The following is a 22,092-nucleotide window of genomic DNA, read 5'->3' on the forward strand; positions in this document are numbered from 1 at the left end:
GCGATGAGGGAAAAAGTTTGTTGTTTGTTGTTCTGTTTCTTTGCTTGGATGACGATTGCCCATGCTGCGCCGCCTTTCCCCGGAGGAGAGATAACAGCTCCCTTTGGTGAAATTGGACACGGGAAGAATGCGCATGTCCACATGGGCGTGGATGTTGGAACAAATTCCGGTACACCGATTGCAGCGCCTTACTCTGGCTACGTTAATCATGGTGCTGGTGGAGGATATATCTATTGGGTTGAGATTACACGCGATGATGGTATGTATATGTTCTTCGCCGACTGTGCTGCGGAAACATTAAGTATCCCAGATGGCTACTATACGGAAGGACAGATTATTGGTTATACCGGTGGAGATGCTTATGATGGACCGCTCGGGTATTCAACTGGACCGCATTGCCATGTAGAAGTGGGACCGAATGGCGAATTCGGCGGCAGAGTCGATCCAGTGCCTATCCTGATTTCTCTTGGTGTTGATCTTACAGGAGATGTCGTTGGACCGGGAGGGCAGGCTGGTGGAGGCTATGGTCGGACTGGCCATGATAATATTGCAATGCCTTGGGGCATCGAACATATGCATCAACTTGGCGAATCCATCAACTCGATCTTGGTCTATCTTGTGGATGTCATCGGCAAAGGATTCCAAGCTTTGCAATATGCCGCTCTTGGCCTTCTTTTCGTGCTTTGCGTCATCGATCTCGCTTTGCCTATCCTTGTGGCGGGACTTGAGTTTTCTTTGGTCGCGATCGTACAAAAGACAATTAAATATGGGCTTCTGTATGTTTTTGTGGTTCATTGGCAAATGTTGGTCAATGAGTTCTTTTTGGGACTTGTGACGAGCGTTTCGGGAACTTTTGTGCAAGACCCGACGATTATTGAGAATAATATTTCACAGCCACAACTTATTTTGCAGAAGGTCATATATTTCATGACACCTGCACTCAATAAGATTGCATCCTTTGGTGCCATGGATTTTTCGACACATCTGAATGTGATTTTGCCGACGCTGCTCATTACATGGCTCACGATCTTCTTTTTCTTCGTGCTTTCCGTGTTCATCATGATTGTGTATGTCGAATTTTATGTTGCTGCACTTTTTGCCGTGTTTACGTTACCTTTCCAAGCTTTTGGGTTCACGAAGTTCATTTCGGAAGGTGTGCTGGGAAGCTTGGTATCGAATACGCTGAAGCTTTGCATCGTTTCCGTGATGGTAGGATTTTGCATTTTGCTCATCAAGGATGCGACGATTCCGGAGAATATCTTTGGCGCAACTCTTCCCGGGCAAACCGTTCAAGGGGGAGGCATGGAGATTAACGGACCGGCAGAGTATGTGGCAATGGCAAGAGCGGCTGCACAAAAGTGGGGTGTGCCGGAAAATCTGTTTTTAGCGCAAATACAACTGGAAAGCAGCTGGGATCCCAATGCGGTATCATCCGTAGGGGCGCAAGGAATTGCACAGTTTATGCCGGACACGGCCGCAGGATGGGGTATCGATCCTTTCAATCCTGAGGAAGCGTTGGATGCAGCTGCACATTATATGCATAATCTCTACGAGCAGTTTGGCGATTGGGACTATGCGCTGGCAGGATACAATGGAGGGCCGAATAGCATCAGCGCAGGTGAACCTCTTCCGGGTTGGGCGCAGGAATATGTCAATCTTGTACACGGGCAAGTCGTTGGTTCCTATAAGGCTAGACCGACTATCACGACAGAACAGATGGTTAATCATATGCTGCTTTGTTTGGGATTGCTTGCTCTTGGAATATTGATTTTTATATTGCCGAAGACCTTTATGAAGGCTTTGGGAGGCCGCTATGAATCTTAGTTTTCGAGAGCAGAAAAAGCTCAAGATTTTTCTGCTGGTGCTGATCTTGTTTATGTTCCTGCCGATTCTGTTGACGTTTTTTTGTGGGAAAATATTTTACAGCAACACGACGGATTCTGCCACACGCGGGCTTTATCTAAAGACATGTTCCCAAGAATTGCACTATGGGGATTATGTCATTGTGGAATTGCCAATGGATGTACCATCCCTTCATGTGCAGCAGGGCTTTCTGTTGTTGAAGCGTGTACGCGGTTTTTCCGGAGATTCGTATCGTATAGAAGAAGGGAGACTTTCTTTAGGGGATGCCGATTATCCCATTTATCCTGTTGCCGGCTTGCCGCAACAGGATGATGGGATCAAGTTTGTGCCGGATGGCGAACTGCTGCTTCTCAATGATATGGAAAAATCGTTTGATTCCCGCTATTTCGGGCCTGTCTCGCAAGGGAATGTAGTGGCAAAGGTGTCGTTGTTTTTGTCGTATGAGCCGTTTTATCACATCATGGAGGTGCTTTCATGAAAAAGAAAGTATTTGTTGTTGCCTTGACCGTATCTATGATTGGTGCTTCCCCGGCTTTTGCATGGGGAGGCTGGGGCAGCCTGCTGCATCCGGGTGATCATGTTATCGATTTCAAGCGGCTTGCTGACAGCATCAAAGAAACGGCAGAATATGTCAAAGTGGTTGCGAATGAGATTGCAAATCTTAAAAATCGCATTTTGGCCAATACGAAGCTGGATATGGATTATGGCAAGGTTATCGGCAAAGTAGAGACGGATGGATGCTTTCCCAAAATGGGAGATATTACTGCAAATCGTGGATATAAACCGATCGATGATATGTATCATGACGTGTGGAATGCCTATGGCGCAAGGGAACCGTATTTGGATAAGCTTCATGAATATCTGTCAGGCTGGAATCAAGAGATTGCTGTTTTTATGGGGAAGATCAAGGAAGAACAGGTTTCACGTGGAACGGTTTGGCAAGAGGTTCTCTCTGTCCAAACGCCAGGCATTGTTGGCGAAAAGCAAAGGGAGAACAATCTTTCTTCGCTGGAAGCCTTGGATTCCATCAATCAGGCACAGATCACGGGCGCAGAATATATGAGACGGGTTGCTGAACAAGAAGCGGAGGCTACTCGTCGTCGTATCGATGATGAAGAAAAGAAAGCGGCGAGTGTCTATGTCTATGACCCGTTTCATCCGACAGAATATGATAACAAGCACAATGGCAGCAAGAGCCAGAATGTGGGTTTTATGAAGTTCGGACAATAAGAAAGCAGGGGCATGCCCTGCTTTCTTATTGTCCGTGATGTATGCACTTCTTGGTCTGCATCCGAGCCGATGCGGCACGATGTGTCCGCGAGCAGAAAACATACAAAAGAAATTGGTGGTGTACTTTACAATTTCATTTCGTAAGTTCCAGCGGGAATGGTGCGTGTCATAACTTTTCCTTCAAGGTTTTCCAAGGTCTTTCCTCCGTGCGTTTGCAGGGTAGTTGCCTCGTTTGTCGTCCATTTGCCTTGCTTGTGCTCGATTGTCACGGAAAACGATGCGCCGTTTTCCGCAGTGAAAGAACCGTTGCCGTCATCTAAGATTTTTCCTTGAAACGGGATGGGATCGAACATCCCATAACCGAGCCTTGTTTCACGGATCGAAAGGGTTCCTTTCGGCAATTCGATGCCGTCAGCAAGAAATTTTCCGTGGCCAAAATGAATTTCAAGCGTGGTGTTGCCTTGCTCGTTTGCAACATTTACGGTGGCAGTATGGAGCGATGAGACAGCCAAAGGCTGCCACATGGGATGGATGATATACTGTGCGTCACATTCCAAGACGCGGACGGTTTGGCCAGGGACAGCTTCTTTGGAATCGGCCGTTTGCTTGTATTCGCCGAAGAAGCGGATGAGATCGCCGTTCTTGAGGGGGTTTTCGCCATCTTTCAATGTGTAGTGCAGCATGAAGATGTTGCCGCTTTGCACATTCATGAGATTTTGTGCAGCATAGACGGTCACATCCTTGCCTTTGGTGACTGCATTGAAAACCGTCAGGACGGTTTGAATCTTCTTTCCTTTGAAAGCATCCGGCTGCTTGGCAAAATTCTCGACATCCTCGATAAAGGTGGCTTCTTTCTTGTAGTCTGCTTCCGACTGCGATGTGTTGGCACATCCGCTGAAGGAAAATAGGAGGACGACGAACAGAAGCAATGAGAAAAGTCTTGTCCTGCAAACCATGGCCATAATTATGCATCTCCTTTATTTTTCGTGTCTGTGAGAATAAGCGCTAGGAATTGGCGGATAAAGTCAAGACGCTGCGGCGGCATTTTTCTCAGTATTTGCTGAATTTGCTGCATGGTACGTTTAGGCATCAGATCATCAAGGATTTCTTTTGGGGAGTCTCGCGCATGTGAGCCAAAGACCAGCCATTCCAGATCGAACCCCATTTTGCCGAGTTTTTGGATCAGCACGAGGTCTGGCGTTGCTTTCCCGATTTCTAAAGCGGATATGAGGGATTGACTGATGCCTAGGAATTGAGCAAAATCTTTCTGTGATTTGCCGTGATATTGCCGTATGGCACGGAGGCGACGAGCAAAGTTTTCTGAAGTGCCGTCTGAAGAATCTTTGGGTATGTCGGGCAGAGGCGATGACCAGAACAGAGCAGCAGATTGTCCGTCGATCTCGAAGGCAGAGGACAAAGCCTGCAAGCAATCTTCCGAGGGTTCATCCAAGCCGGTTTCATACCGCGATATTTGTGCTTGAGAAATATGCAGCATTTCTGCCAGTTGCACTTGTGTGAGATTTGCTTTTTTTCGTAGGTATTTTAGTTTTGTGGAAAATATTTTCAAGTCCATAAAATACACCGCCACTTATTTTTTACTTAATAATACTATATATACAATAAAACAACAAGGAGTGATGATGTTGAAAAAGACCGTTTACATCGCAGAAAAGCCGGATATAGGAAGAGCTGTGGCTGCGTATCTCTGGCCGGATGGCGGTATGGAAAAGGGGAAAGGTTGTTTTCGGAAAGGGGATATTGCCGTTACATGGGCATTCGGGCATATCCTTGGCATGGCAACGCCCGAGCTGTACGGAGAAGAATATAAGGTATGGAGCAACTATCCCATCCTGCCGAGCACTTGGCTTATGAAGCCCGATCCGCAAAAAAAGGAGCAGCTGGATATAATCAAGGGTCTGATCAAAGATGCGGATGTTGTTGTTCATGCAGGGGATCCCGACAGGGAAGGGCAGCTTCTGATTGATGAGATTCTGGATTTTCTGCATTACAAGGGTGAAGTCCGGCGTATTTTGATCAATGCGAAGGACGATGAATCTTTGAAAAGGGCATTTGCTTCCTTGCGTGACAACAAAGATTTCTATGGTCTGTATGAAGCCGGGCTTGGCCGTGCCCGCGCAGATTGGCTCATCGGCATGAATCTGTCGCGTGCATATACGGTTAATGCGAGAAAAGCCGGACATGACGGGACATATCGGATTGGCCGTGTGAAAGTGCCGACGCTGGCGCTAGTCGTGCAGCGCGAAAAAGATATTTTGTCTTTCAAGCCGAAAAAGTATTATGTGCTGCAAGGGATTTTTGCATATAAAGGGGTTCCTTTTACGGCCACGTTGGAGCCGTCAGAAAACATTCCCTTGGACGAAGAAGGACGTGTGTTGGATGTAAACCTCTTGCAGGCAATCAAATTGAAGGTAGAGAAGGCTGAGGGCGTTATCCGAGATGTGGCGACATCGGAGGGAAAACAGTACCCGCCATTGCCGTATTCCTTAGATACGTTGCAGATCGAAGCGAATAAAATATGGGGATATTCCCCGCAAGAGGTATTGGAAACTGTACAGAAGCTCTACGAAAGGAAGCTCGTTTCTTATCCGCGAAGCGATTGCAACTATATCCCGGCTTCGCAAAGAGAAGATGTTCCAAGGATTCTGGCTGCCTTGAAGGAAATGGATGTACAAGGTGCAGCCGGAGCGAATGTAGACATTGAAAGCAAAGCCTTCAATGATGGGAAGATCACAGCACATCATGCAATCATTCCCACGGGCATTCGACCAGAAGACATGAATGAACAGGAAGAACGTATTTATGGCATGATCTCCAAACGCTATATTATCCAGTTTTATCCACCGCATGAGTTTGAGAAAACGACTTTTTCACTTCAAGTCGGGGATGAAATGTTTTCAGGCAGTGGGAAAATCATCCGTAAGATGGGGTTCCGTGAAGTGGAGAGGGAAGAGGAAGAACAAGAAGGCACTCCACGGCTTCCAGATTTCGCTGTAGGCGACAAAATCGCAAAGGGTGACTATTCCATCCTAAACAAGAAAACAAAGCCGCCAAAGCGATTTACAGAGGGAACCTTGATTGCGGCCATGACAAACATTTGGAAGTTCATGAAAGCAGATAATCCGAACCGTGAAAAAATGAAGGAAGTCAAGGGCATAGGGACACCAGCGACGCGAGATACCATCATTGCGGAATTGCAGGCGACGAGCTTGAAAGGAAAGGCTGTCGAACCATGCCTGAAGAAAGTGAAGAAAGAACTTCTGCCTACACCTTTCGGCATTTCTTTGATTGAGAATGTAAGTCCATCTCTTGCTGTGCCCGATACGACGGCAGAGATGGAATATGCGTTGGATGAAATAGCACATGGCAAAGGGAATCTTTCGGATTATATGGATGATGTGTACTCCATGGTGCATGAAAATATTCAGTTTGCCGAAAAGCACCTATTCCCTTTGCCGAAGGATAAGAAACGAACACCTTGCCCCATTTGCCGTGAAGGTATTTTGCTGCGGAAGTATTCTCAAAAAAGCAAGATGTACTTTCATATGTGCAGCAATGAGAAGTGCGTTTCTCCGGATACGGGAAGGAAGATGTTTTATCCCGATGACAGCGGCGAACCGGTGGTTGCGTTTTGCCCGGAATGCGAGACTGTGCTGGCAAAGCTCAATGGCAAGAATGGAGCTTTTTGGCTTTGCAATCATTGCAAAAAAACATTTGATGACAAGAACGGTCATCCAGTTTTGAAGAAAGATAAGGTGATGTGACTGTGGAAAGGTTCGAGGACACGGCAACAGAGGATGAGGAAGAAGAATTTATTGCGATGCAGGCTGTCGATCGTGATACTGTTGACGAAGTGGCGTCGAAAATAGAGGAAGAAGAGCTGCCTTTGGAATCAAAGGAACCAATATCCTTAGAGAAACCGAAAAATATAGCTGCTCATCCAAAATCTGAAGAAGAAAGAAAAATCGTCGAAGATTTCAATGCGTTGCAGCAGCGCATGGCTGCGATGCTGGCTCGGCGGACGGATGGAACGGCAGAAGAGCAGCATGTTTCGGATGCTTTGAATGAATTGAACGGGCTTATGAAAAGCATTCACGAGCAGATGGCACCGTTGGAAAAAGTCGTAAAAAAGACACTGACCTTAGAAGGCTGCACGCAACAAATCTCTAAGGAAACGGATAGACTGGAACGCCTAGTTCGGCATATTCAGGATGAGGTGCCCGAAGAGATTGAAAAAAGTGCTTCTGAGGCTTATAAAGCGGCCTTTGAAAATGCGGCTGCAAATTATGAACAAATGGCGAAAGAAGCTATAGCATGGCAGAAATCCCAGATGAAGGATATTGCTGGCTGGCAGGCAGGACGCTTGAAACAGATGGGGGATGCCGTCGACCGCATTTGGATTCTTGCGCATGTGATGGTGTTCCTGGCTGTATTGAGTATATTGTTGCTGTGGTTCAAATCATGAGGCTTGGCAGACTGTCTTCGGCTGTGCGAAGCGTCAAGGCAAATCGGATATTCCGATTTCCCGTAAGGGTTCAGCCTTTACGCGGAGCGTGATGAAGCTCAGGCTTTTGCGGTAGAGGGAGAAGGTGTTCCTTCTCCCTCCTGCCTTGTCGGCGAGACTGCTGAAAGGGGTGCAGGGGACGAAGTTCCCTGCTGGGGGTGCAGGGGGCGAAGCCTCCTGCGGTGGTGGGTGGGGTGGTGGTAAGCAAGCCGCGGGCATAGGCCATGAACTTTAGTTCTTGGCTTGTGCCTGCGGCGTTGTTGTTCAAGGCAAAAGGGATTTGCACGCTCTCGTTATGTTTTTCGTGGAGCGTGCATTGCGGAACAGAAGCGGAATATCATGAAGCGCTGTGAAGCAATGCGGAAGCGGAACGAGAAAGATAACGGTGCAAATCCCTCTTGCCATCATTTCAAATGGTTTTGCGTTAGGGATGGAAGCCCGAAGGGCAGAGACAGCGAAGCTGGCTCTGTTCACGACAGCCCGTCCCGAAGGGAACGCCCTGAGAATACGAACCTTAAATAAGGTATTATGCAGAAATATTTCTTTGAAGATATACATGATGGAAGCTTTAAGATCGACTTTTTCTGCAATATATGCTATAATATAAGAAGTAATATAAGTGGCTCTGCTGTATGAAATGGGAGGGAATGGATATGGTATCTAAGGAAGAAATGCGGAAATGGGTGGATTCTGCAATCAAGGTGCACGAGTTGGAAGGCTTCAAGTTTTCAGAGGAAGACCTGGCGGTTTTCGATCGCATTGCGAATCTTGAGATCACGACGGAGGAGGCAAGAGAGATATTCCGTGAGAAACTGGCAAGAGAAAAAGAGGCGGAAATGGTATGAGTGCAAGGGATCCATATCTTCAACCGAACGGGGTGCTGCGGAACAAGTTGGGGATCCATGATGGGCACAAGCTCATGGATTACGAGAAGAATTTTACGGCGACGCGGTACGTTGATCTGAAGAAGCAAGCCTTTCGCGAGTTCGATTTGAGCACATTGAAGAAAATCCACTACGAACTGTTTCAGGATGTCTACGATTGGGCTGGAAAATTTCGTACTGTGGATATTGCGAAAAAGGATACCGTATTCTGCCATTGCCCTTATCTTGAAGAACAGGGCATGGACATTTTCAAGCGACTGAAAAAGGACAACAATCTACAGGGGCTCGATGCTGAGAGGTTTTGCAAAAAGGCCGCCGATCTCTATTGCGATCTGAACATGCTGCATCCTTTCCGAGAGGGAAACGGCAGGACGCAGCACATGCTGATTTACCAAGTGGCGAAGAATGCTGGCTATGAATTGGATATGGAAAATGTCGATCGAGAAAAACTCATGGCAAGAGCTGTGCTGGGCGCGGTTGACAGTCGCTTCATGGCAGAATTAATGAGGGAAACCATAAAGGAGATGCCGAAGGAGAAGTACCCGAAGCGGAAAGTCTTGGTGAAAGGAAGAGCGGACGAGGACAAGAGCAAGGGGCGGGAATGACGCGGAAGAACCCGTCATGCTGAAAGGTGTCCATGATGGACACCTAAACCGGTCAAAACCTAAGAGTTTTGACCGGTTTAAACTTTTATGGTAGAATCAGAGGGAAAGGATAATCAAAACTTTTGGTCAAAACGGGGGATTGAAATGACGGTTTGGGGCTACGCCCGTGTATCGACAAAGGGGCAGAAGGCTCATGGAAATTCCTTGGAGGAACAGGAGCAACGCCTGAGAGAAAATGGAGCCTCTTCGGTTACGGTGGAGCAGTTTTCCGGAGCATCCATGGAGCGGCCGAAGCTTCAAGGTCTGCTTGGCCGCATGGAAGCGGGCGACGTTTTGATTGTGACAAAGCTGGATCGCCTTGCCCGCAATGTGGAGGAGGGAATCCATCTGATCCGTTCTCTGATTGATCGAGGCGTGAAAGTCAATGTCTTGAATGTAGGATTGCTCGACCAGACGCCCATGGGCAAGTTCTTTATTACGACGCTTCTTGCGGTGGCCGAGCTTGAGCGAAGTATGATTTTGGAACGGATGCAGGAAGGCAAGGCGATTGCCAGGACGAAACAGGGGTTTCGTGAGGGCAGGCCGCCGATCGATAGGGCGAGGAAGGAACACGCGCTTGCACTGCTGCGAGAGGGACGTTCCTATAAGGATGTGGCTGCTGTGACGAACCTGAGTGTTTCGACGCTTTCGCGATATGTGCGAGAAAACGGTGGTTTCTTGAGACGGAAAAACAAATGTAAGGAGGACAGCGGAAGATGAAGATTGAACGAAGATACAATCCGGATGATTATGAAGAGGGGCTGCGGTATGATATGAACCGTGCTTATGAATTGGCCGAGCAGGACAACCAGCTTTCCTTATATGGAGCGGTAGTTGACGTTCATTGGAGCGTGAAGGAAGCTGTCAAATTCCGTGAGATCGATCCGATCAAGGGGCAGGAAATCCAACGCTTTTTTTGGGGGCTTGTCCATGATTGATTTGACGCATTGCCAGGAGATCATCAACACGTTTGGAGGATCGATCAGAGAAAAAGAAGCGAATTCTTTAAGGTGCAGAACGATAAGAACGGACGGAAGCGTGACCCCCGTATGACCCCCAAAAATCTCAAAAAGGTGTATAATGAGGAGAATGAGAGGAATAAGGAGAACGGGAAGCCTTGAAATATAAGGCTTCACAAGAGTAGCTAAAATATAAGAATTGAGTTCGAGTAGTTGCCAAAACGCCGCAAATCCTTGATATGAAAGGAGTTGCGGCGTTTTGTTTTGCATCGTGACCATCTATGGAACGGCATATTCATATCTTGACTTCTGTTTTCGGTAGTGATAAAATGCTTAAAGAAATCAGTTGATGACATACGTCAACCAACCGAAAAGCCCCGACGGGAGTGATGACCCGAAGGGGCTTTTTGGTGCGCTGATGAGGCGCATCTTGCTGGTGCCACATCGCAGCTGGTTTCTACTGCGCCAGCATCTGCAGGATCAGCGTCCCGAGGATGCTCCCAAGGATACTGATGAGCAGGGAAACCATGAAATCAATCAATGACATTGTGTCAACCTCCCTCCTAGCCGGATTGGCTTGATGAGGGCCGTGGCAGTGATAGTATATCATATTTCAAAGTTTAGAGCATAAAGTATATGAGTTACATTGACCAAACGCGTTCCAACGGCGGCAAGCAGCGAAAACTCGCCCAGCAGACTGTTGTCGCAAAAACTACGAAAATGTGCATAAAGGGAGTATTTTCTTTGATATAAAGTCAATATTTTCAAGGCCTGTAGAATGTTTTTGATGTGTGGAGTTTGAGTGGTATAATATAAGTGGTCTTATTGTATGAATGGGGGAATGGATATGGCATCTAAGGAAGAAATGAGAAAAAACGTGGACTCGGCAATCAAGGTGCATGAATTGGAAGGTTTTAAGTTTACGGAGGAGGAACTGGCGGTTTTCGATCGTATCGCAAATATCGAGATCACGACCGAGGAGGCAAGAGAGATATTCCGTGAGAAGCTGGCGGGGAAAAAAGAGGCGGAAATCGTATGAGTGCAAGGGATCCATATCTTCAACCCAACGGGGTCTTGAGAAATAAGTTGGGAATCCAGGATGGGTATGAGTTCTTGGCTTATGAGAAAGATTTCGTGGTGACACGGTATATTGATTTGAAGAAGCAAACAGAATGCCCCGCTGCGAAGCGTGCAGTTTCGCGGCGGGGCATTTCTCTTTGTAGGAAATTTGGGGCGGGGAATCGGGAAGTTATTGCTTATTCGGCGCTCCTGGCAAAGACTGTGCCGGATTTGAAGCTGTGGCAGACGCCTTCTTCCAAGAGTACATGATCCTTGTCGGGAGTATAGCCCAGCGGCTTAAGCGCAGCGGCATTCATGCTCCCGCTTGCAAGAGTCTGTTGCGGTATTGATGGAAAGCGACTTGTCAGCCGCTTGAGCAGAGACAGCCACCAAAGTTTCTTCTGTTGGCCTCCCGCCAATGCCGAGGCAGGGCGTTTGGCGTAATCGTTAATATTTTGCTCCCCATATAAGGGAGCAGATCCACATTGGCGAAGCGTAGCCGTGAATTGGCGTCCGTAGGAAATATTGACATTTCGAAGGACGAAGAACGATAGCACGATGGATGCTACGTATGGACGTCGAAAATTTGCTAGATACACTCTCCGTAAAGCAGAGTTGAATGTTTTTGTGTGGGCTCATAGTTCATCCACACCTGAACCGAAGTCCCTTCGCTGTCTGTCCCTGCGCAAACGGCTGCGGCGCGAAGCATATCTCGCGCCGGCAGCGCCGCGTGTAGATTATTTCATCATCATCTCCTCAAGGATAAATTTGTTCTCGCCCGCAAGATCGAATCTCGGCGTGTAGTCTACCGGCGTTCGCAGCAGAGCCTCGTCAATCTTGATGGAAACTTCATTCGATAGGCGATTCAGTTCCTTCACCATGGCGCGCACCTTGCTGCGGTCATAGTCTATGGTCATGATGCGGTCGATGTCGTAGCAGTAGGAGGTCGGATTGCCCTCGTTGTTGAAAACATAGCCGCGCCCTGCACCCTTTTCCAGTTCATGCGTGCTTTTGCGATTGGCAAGTCCTTGGAGCGTGGAGAGAAATGCCCGACGGCTCTTGTTCTCGTCTACGGCGGCATCAAGACTGAAGTCCATGTCTGCCTTGGCCTTGCCGATGGCTGTGCTGAGGCGAGTCTTCTCCTCCATGAGTTCCTCCCAAATGCCGAGAAGCCGCCCTACATCGAAACCCTCTTCGGCCTTGCAGCTCGCATCCACGCTTTCGTCCTGCTGTCCCGCTAAAGCCTTGCTGCGAAGGTGCTTTTCTGTGATGGTCATCACGTTGTCCGAATCGGACAAATAGAGGATAATATATCCCATCAATTCGCCGAGCTTATTCTGCGCCTGAAAGGCTTCCTTCAAGTTCATGATGTCACACTCCTTTAATTTTCCATATCTTCCTGGCATTCACTGCGCGAATCCATTGTCATAGACGCTTATACTGCATGATGTTCGAGCTGTCCTTGCCAAGTGCCTTCACTGTGGGAACGGCGCTGCTTCGAACCATCTCATAGAACGTCCTGCCGAGTGTCAGCTTCGTGCCGCGGCTCTGCGTCCAGTCCGTGCCGAAGAGCGACTTCAGATTGAATTCCGTACCAGGCGCCAATGCCGTGACGCGTGCGAGCGCCTCCTTATATGCGGCTGAAAATTCATCTTCGTCACCGAGAAGCAGGCTGCGAACGTAGACGCTGAGCGGCAGACCTTCTGTTTCGGCACGCTTTTCAAGCCCTTTATGCTCTTCTTCTGAGAGCAATACTTGTAGATTCCGCAAAAAATCAACTCCTTTTGTCCGAGAGGAATATTTTTCTGTATCATATTGTCAAGATTCATATTTACATTATATATCAGAAGCTGGGCTTGTCAACGATTTTTTTGAAATTTTTTTGGCTATGTACAAAAGGATGTACATCGCCTGCGGTATATCGCAAATTTCGCAGGGATGGCGAATCATCTGCCGTTTCTTATGGCATAAAGAACTGCGTTATATCTACGCCTTCGAGCGTCAAGAGCTGCACCTTCTTGTCGATGCCGTCGGCGTAGCCTGTGAGACTGCCGCTTGTGCCGACGACGCGGTGGCAGGGGACGATGACGGAGATGGGGTTGTGTGCGACGGCGCCGCCGACGGCGTGGGCGGCTTTTTCCATGCCGATGCGGCGGGCGATTTCACCGTAGGTTATCGTTTCGCCGTAGGGGATCGAGAGCAGGATGTCCCAGACTTTTTGACGAAACGGTGTGGCTTTCGGTGCGAGCGGCGGCAGAAAGTCGGGCTTCTTTCCGCTGAAGTAGAGGTCGAGCCAGCGGCACGTCTCCTGAAATATGGGGAGGCTTTTTTGTTTGTGCTCCTCTTCGAGCGTGGCGGCGAAGTATTTCTGCCCGTCAAACCAAAGGCCGACGAGTGCCGTGCCGTCGCTGGCGAGGGTCATGGAGCCGAATGGCGAGTCGTAATGCGCTGTGTATTGCATGGAGAGGCTTCCTTTCGTATGTGAAACTTTCAGACATTTTAATGCAGCTTCCTTCGACTATTATAAAGCAAGGATGAGGGAAAGCCCAATTGTATTTTCATAAGAATATCATCTGAATATTTCTAAAATTCTATTGAATAATACTATATATCATGATATCATATAGAAAACATATTGAAGATGGGCGGCTGAATTTATCGGTATTATCCGAACACAGAGGCAAGGCATTACGGATGGAAGAAAATCACAGAGAAAATTTTTGTCTGCCTGTCATTTACTGTAGTATGCTTGTAAGAGCAGAGGAGAGGGAAAAGAAAAAGCATGGCGGTGTGCGTCATGCTTTTTCTCTATGGTTTTGCATTTGTCAACAAAAACTGGACATAAAAATTTCCATCTGCAATTGTACCTGCTCCTGCCGCGCGATTCCTGAGATGGAGAAAATTGGATAGTAAAAAACGGAGCTATTCGATAGCACTCGAATAACCCCTAAAGCCTTGAAATATCTAAGCTGGTCGGAGCGACGGGATTTGAACCCACGACCTCTTCCACCCCAAGGAAGCGCTCTACCAAGCTGAGCCACGCCCCGACTACTTTAGTATAGCAGACTTCTCCCGAAAAAGCTAGGGGGAATTTTCTTTTTTTAGAAAAACTTTGCGGCGGCAGGATTTTCGGATGGGGAGAGTGCTCGGCTGATACATAATGGAAACGTATTTGAGATTGTGCGAGTGCAAAAGTATAGGAAGAAAGATTCTCATCCAAGAAAATGAAGGACTTTTTTCGTTTTTGTAACAAGTGTTACCGAAGGGGCATGTTCTCTTTGCTATGATAAGGCTGTCAGGAGGAACTGCCGCGTGCAGGTTCTCATTACATCGCAAAGAGAGAGGATGGTATATATGGAGAACAAGATGTTTTGCTTTCAGTGTCAGGAGACGGCGGGCTGCAAAGGCTGTACGCAGGTCGGCGTTTGCGGCAAGAAGCCGGAGGTCGCAGGACTTCAAGATCTCTTGATCTATGTGACGAAGGGGATTTCAGCCGTTTCGACGGCTCTGCGCGAGGCGGGAAAGGCGGTTTCCCAAGCGGTCAATGATCGCGTTACGCTGAATCTCTTCATCACGATTACGAATGCGAACTTCGACGATGCAGCGATTGCCGATGCGATCGAAGAGACGCTGCGCATGAAGGAAGAGATGCTGAAGGAGCTTGCCGACACGTCGAAGCTTCCGGCGGCGGCTCTTTGGAACGATGCGAGGAGCGAATTCCAGGAAAAGGCGGCCTCGGCAGACGTTGGTGTTCTCGCGACGGAGAACGAGGACGTTCGCAGCCTCAGGGAGCTTGCGACGTACGGCCTCAAGGGCATGGCGGCGTACAATCATCATGCGAATGTCGTCGACTATCGCGATGAGGCGATCGACGCCTTCATGCAGAAGGCGCTGGCGAAGCTCTTAGACGACAGCCTCTCGGGCGACGATCTCACAGCTCTCGTGCTGGAGACGGGCAAGTACGGCGTCGATGTCATGGCGCTCTTGGACAAGGCGAACACGGAGACTTATGGCAATCCGGAGATCACGAAGGTCGATCTTGGCGTACGCAGGAATCCGGGCATCTTGATCTCGGGTCACGATCTCAAGGATCTGAAGGAACTGCTCGACCAGACGGAGGGTACGGGTGTCGATGTCTACACGCACGGCGAAATGCTGCCCGCGCACTACTATCCGGCTTTCAAGAAGTACGCACACTTCGCGGGCAACTACGGCAATGCTTGGTGGCAGCAGAAGGAAGAGTTCGAGTCTTTCAACGGCCCGATTCTCATGACGACGAACTGCATCGTGCCGCCGAAGGCGAGCTATCAGGATCGCATCTTCACGACGGCTGCCGTCGGCTTCCCCGGCTGTCCGCACATCGAAGAGAAGAACGGCAAGAAGGACTTTTCCGCTGTCATCGAGTTGGCGAAGAAGTGTGCGCCTCCGAAGGAGTTGGAGCAGGGCGAGATCGTCGGTGGCTTTGCGCATGAGCAGGTCTTTGCGCTTGCCGACAAGGTGGTTGACGCTGTGAAGTCGGGCGCAATCAAGAAGTTTGTCGTCATGGCCGGCTGCGACGGTCGTCATAAGACGCGCAACTATTACCGCGACTTCGCTGAGGCTCTGCCGAAGGACACGGTCATTCTGACGGCGGGTTGCGCGAAGTACAAGTACATCAAACTCAATCTCGGCGATATCGGCGGCATTCCGCGCGTTCTCGATGCGGGGCAGTGCAACGATTCGTACTCCTTGGCGCTCATCGCGCTGAAGCTCAAGGAAGTCTTCGGCCTCGCCGATGTGAACGAACTGCCGGTTGTCTACAACATCGCATGGTATGAGCAGAAGGCGGTCATCGTCCTCCTCGCGCTCCTGCACCTCGGCGTGAAGAACATCCACCTCGGACCGACGCTTCCTGCATTCCTCTCGCCGAACGTTGCGAACGTGCTTGTCGAAACCTTCGGCATCGGCGGCATCACGGACGTCGAGAGCGACATCAAGAGCATGATCGGCTGAGCATCGTGCGTGCTGAAGCCGCATAGCGAAAAAGGGTTCCCTTTGCGAAGAGTAAGGGGAGCCCTTTTCTTATAAAAATTTCGGAGAGGGATGTAGAAATTTTATTTCATGGACAAATCATGTCCTTGGGATACGTTAGAATAAGAGATGAAAGGATGCAAGTGGAAAGATGGAGTTGGCAGGGATGGCGAAGGCTGGTTTTATGCAAGATTTATATGTATCATTGCATATTGTGGAGAAAGATGATCTGTGTTAAAATCGTATGAATTGTAAACGAGGGATGGAGGAGGGATTTCGGTAATGAAGCTTTTGAAGCAGCTGCGCTGCAAGGTGCAGGCAATACGGAAGCGTCCCGAGGTCTATGTGCGCCACTATGCGCTGGCGCTCGTCCTGCGCGGAATGCTCATCTTTCTGGAAGTCGTTCTGCTGCGGCTCTTCTATGTGCCGCTGCGCTTCGCGGATCTCTCGACGAGGGAGATCGTGCAGTATATACGCAAGCTTGACTTCAATGTCTGGGGCTGGTTCAAGGGGGCTCTGGGAAAGTGCCTGGAAGTGAAGAACTGGCTGCAAGGGTTGGGAAACTTTGCTTCTTTGCCCGAAGCACTTCGGCATCTGAACACGCGATTGTATGCGTGGCTGCAATGGAAGCGTGAGGCGATCCTTTCCTTTTGCCGTATGCTGCGAGAGCCGCGCAAGCTGGGGAAGTGCGTGCGGGATTTTGTGCGCCGACACTTCCGCAACCGACGCATGGTGCGACGCGGTGCCGTGCGCATGATCCTGGGCATAATCTTGGCGAAGCTCCTGACGGTGCTTTACGTCGCCTTTGCTGGCGCGGCGCTCTTCTCCGTCTGGGGCTTCGACTGCCTCTTCATGATCTTGGGCTTCCTGCAGCTCGCCGCGACAAGGATCGCGCATGCCTTAGGACGCGTCATCGAGCATCATATCTTTCTGGTGCAGCAGGGCGTGGATTTTGCAGGGGAGAGGAAAGGCATGATTTCGCTTGGGAAACGGGACGATTGAGGGTAGGGAAACGGTATGTGTAAGCGCTTCCTGCAACATCACGGCACACAATGTACGGGCATGACAGTAACGGCTTTCTCGCATTCGACGCATCGAAGAGGTGGCGCATCTTGCGATTAGTGTCGATCTGGCGAATCTGCTCTTGACGGAAGCTCTGACTTTCCTGGAGAAGGCGCAGGCGGCGGGTGTTTCCGTCTAATGACATACGGAAGATAGAACAAGGGCGGCGCATAAGTCGGTTGGACTTATGCGCCGCCCTCGTTCGTGCAGGAGAGTGCGCGCGACGTGCGATGCCTTGCGTCGCATTCCTTGCGGTTTATTCTGTCAGCTTCGATGCCGCTTCTTCGATGTAGGGCATCTTCTTGTCAACCTTCAGGATATGCTGTACGAGCCAGTTGAGAAGGAATTTGATGAGTTTGTCGAGCGCGTCTTCCTGATCGCGGTCGATTTCGTCGAAGTCGATGTTATTGAGCTTCTCGACGAAGGCCGTGTGTGCGGCGACCTGCTCGGCAAGGCCGTCGTAGTTGATGCTCTTCATGTAGCGCTCCTCGTCGGCGAAGTGCTTGATCGTGTAGTCGCGCAGTTCTTCGATGATCTCGATGATGTCGTCGAATTTATCGACGCGGAACTCGTCATGCACGAGTTCGTATGTCTGGCGCACCAAGTCGAAGAGTGTTTCGTGCTCCTTGTCGACGAGCGGAATCTGCGTACGGAATTCGTCGGTGAAGGCGAAGGGATCGGCGGGCTCCTTCTTCGCCTTGATGACTGTCGTCGCCGGCTTTATTGCCTTGGGCGCGGCTGCCTTTGCCGCAGGTTTGGCGGCAGAAGCAGGTGCGGAGGCTGCTTCCTCCGTAGGCTTCTTTGCGGCGGCTTTCGTCGCTTTTTTCGCGGCAGGCGCGTCGCCCTTGCCGACTTCTTCAGCAGGTGCAGCGGCGTTGGTCGGTTTCGCGGCAGTGCGCTTCTTTGTCGTCTTTTTGGCGGGATCGGCGGGGGCTTCTGGCATCTGGGCCGCCGATGCTTTTGCCTCGATGGTTGCTTTCGCCTTCTTTTCGACGGAGGACGCTTGCTCTTCCTTTTTAGTTGTATGTGCCACTTCTCGTGCCTTGGCGGCTTCTTCGGCATGCGCCGTTTCCGCTGCCCGCGCTTCCTTTGCTGCCCGCGCCTTCGCCTCGACGGCGGCGGCCTTTGCCTTCTTCAGTGCACTTCCGATCAGCATGTCGCTCGATAAGATGTGCTGCAGGAACCATTCGTTGAGGAAGTGCAGGAGACTCGTAAGCTCCTCATGGTCGTTCTGGAAGTTCATCGAGGATTTGTGCTGGTCGATGACTTCGCGAAAATGTGCGTGCGCTTCCTTCTGATCTGCAAGTTCGCCGTCGCGCGACATGGCCATGATTTCTTCTTCGTAGACGTGCTGTTTGACGATATGATCGTTCATCGTCGCCAAGAGTTGACCGCTCAAGCGGTGGTACTCGTCTTCATGGCCAGCGGCGAGTGCTTCGCGCGCTTCTTCCATATCCTCTAGGAGGCGGCGGTGTCCGTTGTCGATAAAGGGGATTCCTGTTTCAAAATTTTCCAAGAAGCGGTACATAAGGCTCACTCCATTTTTTGCATAGTAATTCTCTTCTAAAGTATATCGTAGGTTGGGAAGTTTGTCTTAAGCGCGTCTTTTGACCCATAGCGATATCTGCTATAATGGAAAGAAACGAGGTGTGGGGGATGGAAATGGAACAGGAGTCACTTTTTCGGCGCGAGGTCGATCTGCCGCTGGCGGCGCGGATGCGCCCTAAAAGTCTCGCGGATTATGTGGGGCAGCAACACCTCGTGGGCAAGGGAAAGATGCTCAGGAAGCTCATCGCCGAGGACAAGATCTTCTCAATGATCTTCTGGGGACCGCCGGGCGTCGGCAAGACGACGCTCGCGCGTATCATTGCGCGGGAGACGAAGGCTCGTTTCATCGACTTTTCCGCCGTGACGAGCGGCATCAAGGAGATTCGCACGGTCATGCAGGAGGCGGAGAAGAACACAGCGTACGGCGAGCGCACGATCCTCTTTGTCGACGAGATTCATCGCTTCAACAAGGCGCAGCAGGACGCTTTCCTGCCGTTCGTGGAAAAGGGAAGCATCATCCTCATCGGTGCGACGACGGAGAATCCGTCGTTCGAGATCAACAGCGCTCTTCTGTCGCGCTGCCGCGTCTTCGTGCTCAAGGCCTTGCAGAAGGAGGACATCCTGGGGCTTTTGCGCCGTGCGCTCGCCGCGCCCGAGGGTTTCGGCAATCAGAAGGTGGAGATTGCGGACGATCTTCTGGAGGCCCTTGCCGTGTTCGCCAACGGCGACGCTCGCACAGCCCTTTCGACCTTGGAGATCGTCGTTTTGAACGGCGAGGTGGAAAAGGATGCGATCAAGGTCACGCGCGAGACGGTGGAGCAGTGCTTGGAGAAGAAGTCTCTGCTCTACGACAAGAAGGGCGAGGAGCATTACAATCTGATTTCGGCGCTTCACAAGTCGATGCGAAACTCCGATGCGGACGCTTCGGTTTACTGGCTCGCACGCATGTTGGAGGCGGGCGAGGATCCTCTCTATATCGCGCGGCGCATCGTGCGCTTTGCGAGCGAGGATGTGGGACTTGCCGATCCGCGCGCCTTGGAGCTTGCCGTCGCGGCGTATCAGGCGTGCCACTTCATCGGCATGCCCGAGTGCTCGGTTCATCTGACGGAGGCCGCCGTTTACATGGCGCTCGCGCCAAAATCGAATGCGATGGAAGTCGCCTATTTGAAGGCAAAGGCCGATGCGACAAAGCGCCTCGCTGAGCCTGTGCCGCTCGTCATACGGAACGCCGTGACGCGGCTCATGAAGGATGAGGGCTACGGCAAAGGATATCAGTACGCGCACAACACGAAGGACAAGCTCACGAACATGCAGTGTCTGCCCGACGATCTTCTGGGAAGCGTCTACTACGAGCCGACGGAGGAGGGACTTGAGGGACGCTTCAAAGAACGGCTTTTGAGCATCAAGCGTTGGAAGAAGGAGCATGGCGCGAAGTAGCGGCGGTGCAGAAGCGGACGGAAAAGTGGCAGTGCAGGGGAAAAGCCTTTCCCCTGCACTGCCACTTTTACCTCATTTAAAATTACAACTGGAACTTCTGCACTTCTTCCTGAAGTTTTTGTGCGAGTTCGGCGAGCGTCTGGCTGGCGTGCGCCATTTCCTGCATGGCGGCTGCCTGCTCCTCGGTGGCGGCAGAAATCGTCTGTGTATCTTCCTGCGATTTGTTGCTGCTCTCCTGCACTTGGTTCATGGCGGCGATCATCTCGCTGCTCGTTCGGCTTACTGCCTGTACGGCATCAACGGCGGTGCGGATCGTCTGTTCGAGTTCGCCGAACTGGTTGGCGATATTGTCGAAGGCTGCTCCCGAAGCATTGACGGCATCGGTGCCTCTCTGGACATTTTCGTTTCCAGCCTGTATGGAATCGACGGCTTTTGTCGTGTCCTGCTGGATGGCGGTGATGCGTTCGGTGATGTCCTGCGTGGCGATGCCCGATTGCTCGGCGAGTTTTCGCACTTCTTCGGCGACGACGGCGAAGCCTTTGCCGGCCTCGCCGGCACGCGCCGCTTCGATGGCGGCGTTGAGGGCGAGGAGGTTCGTTTGCTCCGCGATGCCGGAGATGGTTTCGACGATGGTACCGATCTCGTCGGAACGCTTGCCCAGCGTATCGACGATTGCCGCCGAAGACTGCACTTGTTCGGCGATGGCTTTGATTTCGGTGATGGCATGACGGACTTTTTCCTGCCCGTCTACGGTCACTTCTTGACTCTTCTGGGCGAGATTCTGCATGGAAGCCGCGCTCTTTCGCAGCAGATCGATGGTCTCGCCCATGGCATGAGCCTGCTCTGTCAGATTGCCTATCGTATCGGCAGAGGCAGCAGCTCCCGCTGCCATGTTAGTGGCATTTTCCGCTACCTGCGTGACGGACTGCGTCGTCTGGCTTGCACTGGCGGTCAGTTCCTCTGAAGAGGCGGCGACGGATTCAGAGGAAGAGGCGACATTTTTGATGACGCTCTTCAAACGAGCCTTCATGCCGTTTGCGCTGTGCGCGAGCGTGCCGAGTTCATCGCTGCGATCTTCTGGAAGGTTGGCGACGCGAAGGTTTCCGTTTGCAATTTGGCTCAAGGTATCGGCGAGCGTGAGCAGGGGGCGGATCGCTTTGCCGATGATGATGTATGACAGGAAGCTCAGGAGTCCTGCCAAGACGAGGACAGCGATGACGCTGGCGAGCATGAAGGAGTGGCGTACATCGTCCATGTCCGATGTGCGCACGTCGATACCGATGAATGCCATGCCGATGTTTTTCCCCGCGGCGTCTTTCAAGGGGAGATAGGCGCTCATGTAATCCTTGCCGAGAATCGTTGTACGTCCTTCATAGGTCGCGCCGTTTCTCAGCACAGTGTTGACGATCTGGTCATCAGCCTTCGTACCAATATTGCGCGAGCCGTTTTGGTCTTTGACATTCGTCGAAATGCGCGTGTCGCCGGCAAAGAATGTAACGAAGCCGTGACAGCTGCTACCGAATCGGTCGACGATCTCCGTATCCTCGTTCATATTATGGTCGCCTTTGTAAAGAATGCCGTCTCGGACTTCCCAATCCCCCGGATAAAGGGAATCCATGTTGTCGACCATGATGCGTAGATTCGATGCTGCCTGTACTTGCAGCGAGGTGTCGAAGCCTGCGTTCGCACTGAACCACCCGATCAAAGCCATGACGATGCAGGCGATGATGAGACAGATGTTGAACGCAAGTACGCTTTTTGTTTGCAGTTTCATTACAAAGCCTCCTTTGTGGTTTTGAGTACGAACCTAAATAAACTATATTACATATATTGACATCTGTGATGTCCTCTAAAAGTTACATAATGTCCTTCTA

The 22,092-nt window shown here is 50.6% G+C and carries 21 protein-coding genes and 1 tRNA gene; 14 read left to right on the forward strand and 8 right to left on the reverse strand.

Annotated elements, in window-relative coordinates:
- The first annotated feature begins 3 nt into the window (after positions 1-3).
- From SELSP_RS03240 to SELSP_RS03250, 3 genes are read left to right on the forward strand one after another with little or no spacing between them, the layout of a single operon-like run.
- Complete coding sequence (locus tag SELSP_RS03240) at positions 4-1,824, forward strand: transglycosylase SLT domain-containing protein (protein ID WP_013740647.1); 1,821 nt, start codon at positions 4-6, stop codon at positions 1,822-1,824.
- Positions 1,814-2,341 (forward strand): S26 family signal peptidase, encoded by a 528-nt coding sequence (locus SELSP_RS03245; RefSeq protein WP_006193185.1) that lies wholly within the window; start codon positions 1,814-1,816, stop codon positions 2,339-2,341. The genes SELSP_RS03240 and SELSP_RS03245 overlap by 11 nt, the downstream gene beginning before the upstream one ends.
- A complete protein-coding gene (locus SELSP_RS03250; RefSeq protein ID WP_006193184.1) occupies positions 2,338-3,093 on the forward strand; it encodes a hypothetical protein in 756 nt (251 codons plus the stop codon). The genes SELSP_RS03245 and SELSP_RS03250 overlap by 4 nt, the downstream gene beginning before the upstream one ends.
- 125 nt (positions 3,094-3,218) lie before the next feature.
- Here SELSP_RS03250 and SELSP_RS03255 read toward each other — a convergent pair whose 3' ends face one another.
- Positions 3,219-4,055 carry a hypothetical protein gene (locus SELSP_RS03255; RefSeq protein ID WP_006193183.1) on the reverse strand — a complete coding sequence of 279 codons (837 nt, stop codon included), beginning with the start codon at positions 4,053-4,055 and terminating at the stop codon, positions 3,219-3,221.
- Positions 4,056-4,057: 2 nt separating this feature from the next.
- A complete protein-coding gene (locus SELSP_RS03260) occupies positions 4,058-4,666 on the reverse strand; it encodes a helix-turn-helix domain-containing protein (protein WP_006193182.1) in 609 nt (202 codons plus the stop codon).
- A gap of 64 nt (positions 4,667-4,730) precedes the next feature.
- Here SELSP_RS03260 and SELSP_RS03265 point away from each other — a divergent pair, with 64 nt between their 5' ends.
- The 8 genes from SELSP_RS03265 to SELSP_RS03300 all read left to right on the forward strand — a co-directional run bounded on the left by SELSP_RS03265 (position 4,731) and on the right by SELSP_RS03300 (position 11,431).
- The gene (locus SELSP_RS03265) at positions 4,731-6,875 is read left to right on the forward strand and encodes a DNA topoisomerase 3 (protein WP_006193181.1); all 2,145 of its coding nucleotides are present in this window, start codon (positions 4,731-4,733) and stop codon (positions 6,873-6,875) included.
- A gap of 2 nt (positions 6,876-6,877) precedes the next feature.
- The gene (locus tag SELSP_RS03270; RefSeq protein WP_232362367.1) at positions 6,878-7,576 is read left to right on the forward strand and encodes a hypothetical protein; all 699 of its coding nucleotides are present in this window, start codon (positions 6,878-6,880) and stop codon (positions 7,574-7,576) included.
- 671 nt (positions 7,577-8,247) lie between these two features.
- Positions 8,248-8,460 (forward strand): antitoxin VbhA family protein, encoded by a 213-nt coding sequence (locus tag SELSP_RS03275; protein ID WP_006193178.1) that lies wholly within the window; start codon positions 8,248-8,250, stop codon positions 8,458-8,460.
- Positions 8,457-9,104, forward strand: a complete 648-nt coding sequence (locus tag SELSP_RS03280) for a Fic/DOC family protein (protein ID WP_006193177.1) — start codon at positions 8,457-8,459, stop codon at positions 9,102-9,104. Before SELSP_RS03275 ends, SELSP_RS03280 begins: the two co-directional genes overlap by 4 nt.
- A gap of 144 nt (positions 9,105-9,248) precedes the next feature.
- Positions 9,249-9,863 (forward strand): recombinase family protein, encoded by a 615-nt coding sequence (locus tag SELSP_RS03285; protein WP_013740650.1) that lies wholly within the window; start codon positions 9,249-9,251, stop codon positions 9,861-9,863.
- A complete protein-coding gene (locus SELSP_RS03290; protein WP_013740651.1) occupies positions 9,860-10,081 on the forward strand; it encodes a hypothetical protein in 222 nt (73 codons plus the stop codon). The genes SELSP_RS03285 and SELSP_RS03290 overlap by 4 nt, the downstream gene beginning before the upstream one ends.
- Before the next feature lie 850 nt (positions 10,082-10,931).
- The gene (locus SELSP_RS03295) at positions 10,932-11,141 is read left to right on the forward strand and encodes an antitoxin VbhA family protein (protein ID WP_006193173.1); all 210 of its coding nucleotides are present in this window, start codon (positions 10,932-10,934) and stop codon (positions 11,139-11,141) included.
- Positions 11,138-11,431, forward strand: coding sequence for a hypothetical protein (locus SELSP_RS03300; RefSeq protein ID WP_006193172.1), 294 nt, complete (start codon positions 11,138-11,140; stop codon positions 11,429-11,431). Before SELSP_RS03295 ends, SELSP_RS03300 begins: the two co-directional genes overlap by 4 nt.
- A 467-nt stretch (positions 11,432-11,898) precedes the next feature.
- Here the strand turns inward: SELSP_RS03300 and SELSP_RS03305 are convergent, their stop codons facing one another.
- From SELSP_RS03305 to SELSP_RS03320, 4 genes are all read right to left on the reverse strand, one after another.
- A complete protein-coding gene (locus SELSP_RS03305; RefSeq protein ID WP_013740653.1) occupies positions 11,899-12,528 on the reverse strand; it encodes a hypothetical protein in 630 nt (209 codons plus the stop codon).
- A gap of 58 nt (positions 12,529-12,586) precedes the next feature.
- The gene (locus tag SELSP_RS03310) at positions 12,587-12,931 is read right to left on the reverse strand and encodes a single-stranded DNA-binding protein (protein WP_013740654.1); all 345 of its coding nucleotides are present in this window, start codon (positions 12,929-12,931) and stop codon (positions 12,587-12,589) included.
- A gap of 190 nt (positions 12,932-13,121) precedes the next feature.
- Positions 13,122-13,622, reverse strand: coding sequence for a methylated-DNA--[protein]-cysteine S-methyltransferase (locus SELSP_RS03315; RefSeq protein ID WP_006193168.1), 501 nt, complete (start codon positions 13,620-13,622; stop codon positions 13,122-13,124).
- A gap of 509 nt (positions 13,623-14,131) precedes the next feature.
- A tRNA-Pro gene (locus SELSP_RS03320) sits at positions 14,132-14,208 on the reverse strand.
- A gap of 307 nt (positions 14,209-14,515) precedes the next feature.
- Between SELSP_RS03320 and hcp the strand changes: the two genes are divergently transcribed.
- Together hcp and SELSP_RS03330 are read left to right on the forward strand one after the other, a co-directional pair.
- Positions 14,516-16,153 carry a hydroxylamine reductase gene (hcp, locus tag SELSP_RS03325; RefSeq protein ID WP_013740655.1) on the forward strand — a complete coding sequence of 546 codons (1,638 nt, stop codon included), beginning with the start codon at positions 14,516-14,518 and terminating at the stop codon, positions 16,151-16,153.
- 300 nt (positions 16,154-16,453) lie between these two features.
- Positions 16,454-17,173 (forward strand): hypothetical protein, encoded by a 720-nt coding sequence (locus SELSP_RS03330; protein WP_006193165.1) that lies wholly within the window; start codon positions 16,454-16,456, stop codon positions 17,171-17,173.
- 316 nt (positions 17,174-17,489) lie between these two features.
- On the opposite strand, the gene SELSP_RS03335 is transcribed toward SELSP_RS03330, so the two are convergent.
- On the reverse strand, positions 17,490-18,749 hold the full coding sequence (locus tag SELSP_RS03335) for a bacteriohemerythrin (protein WP_232362366.1): 1,260 nt from the start codon (positions 18,747-18,749) through the stop codon (positions 17,490-17,492).
- 140 nt (positions 18,750-18,889) lie between these two features.
- On the opposite strand from SELSP_RS03335, the gene SELSP_RS03340 reads away from it, so the two are divergent.
- The gene (locus SELSP_RS03340; RefSeq protein ID WP_013740656.1) at positions 18,890-20,218 is read left to right on the forward strand and encodes a replication-associated recombination protein A; all 1,329 of its coding nucleotides are present in this window, start codon (positions 18,890-18,892) and stop codon (positions 20,216-20,218) included.
- 82 nt (positions 20,219-20,300) lie between these two features.
- On the opposite strand, the gene SELSP_RS03345 is transcribed toward SELSP_RS03340, so the two are convergent.
- Complete coding sequence (locus SELSP_RS03345) at positions 20,301-21,992, reverse strand: methyl-accepting chemotaxis protein (protein ID WP_006193162.1); 1,692 nt, start codon at positions 21,990-21,992, stop codon at positions 20,301-20,303.
- Positions 21,993-22,092: the final 100 nt, after the last annotated feature.

Source organism: Selenomonas sputigena ATCC 35185 (assembly GCF_000208405.1).
GTDB lineage: Bacteria > Bacillota > Negativicutes > Selenomonadales > Selenomonadaceae > Selenomonas > Selenomonas sputigena.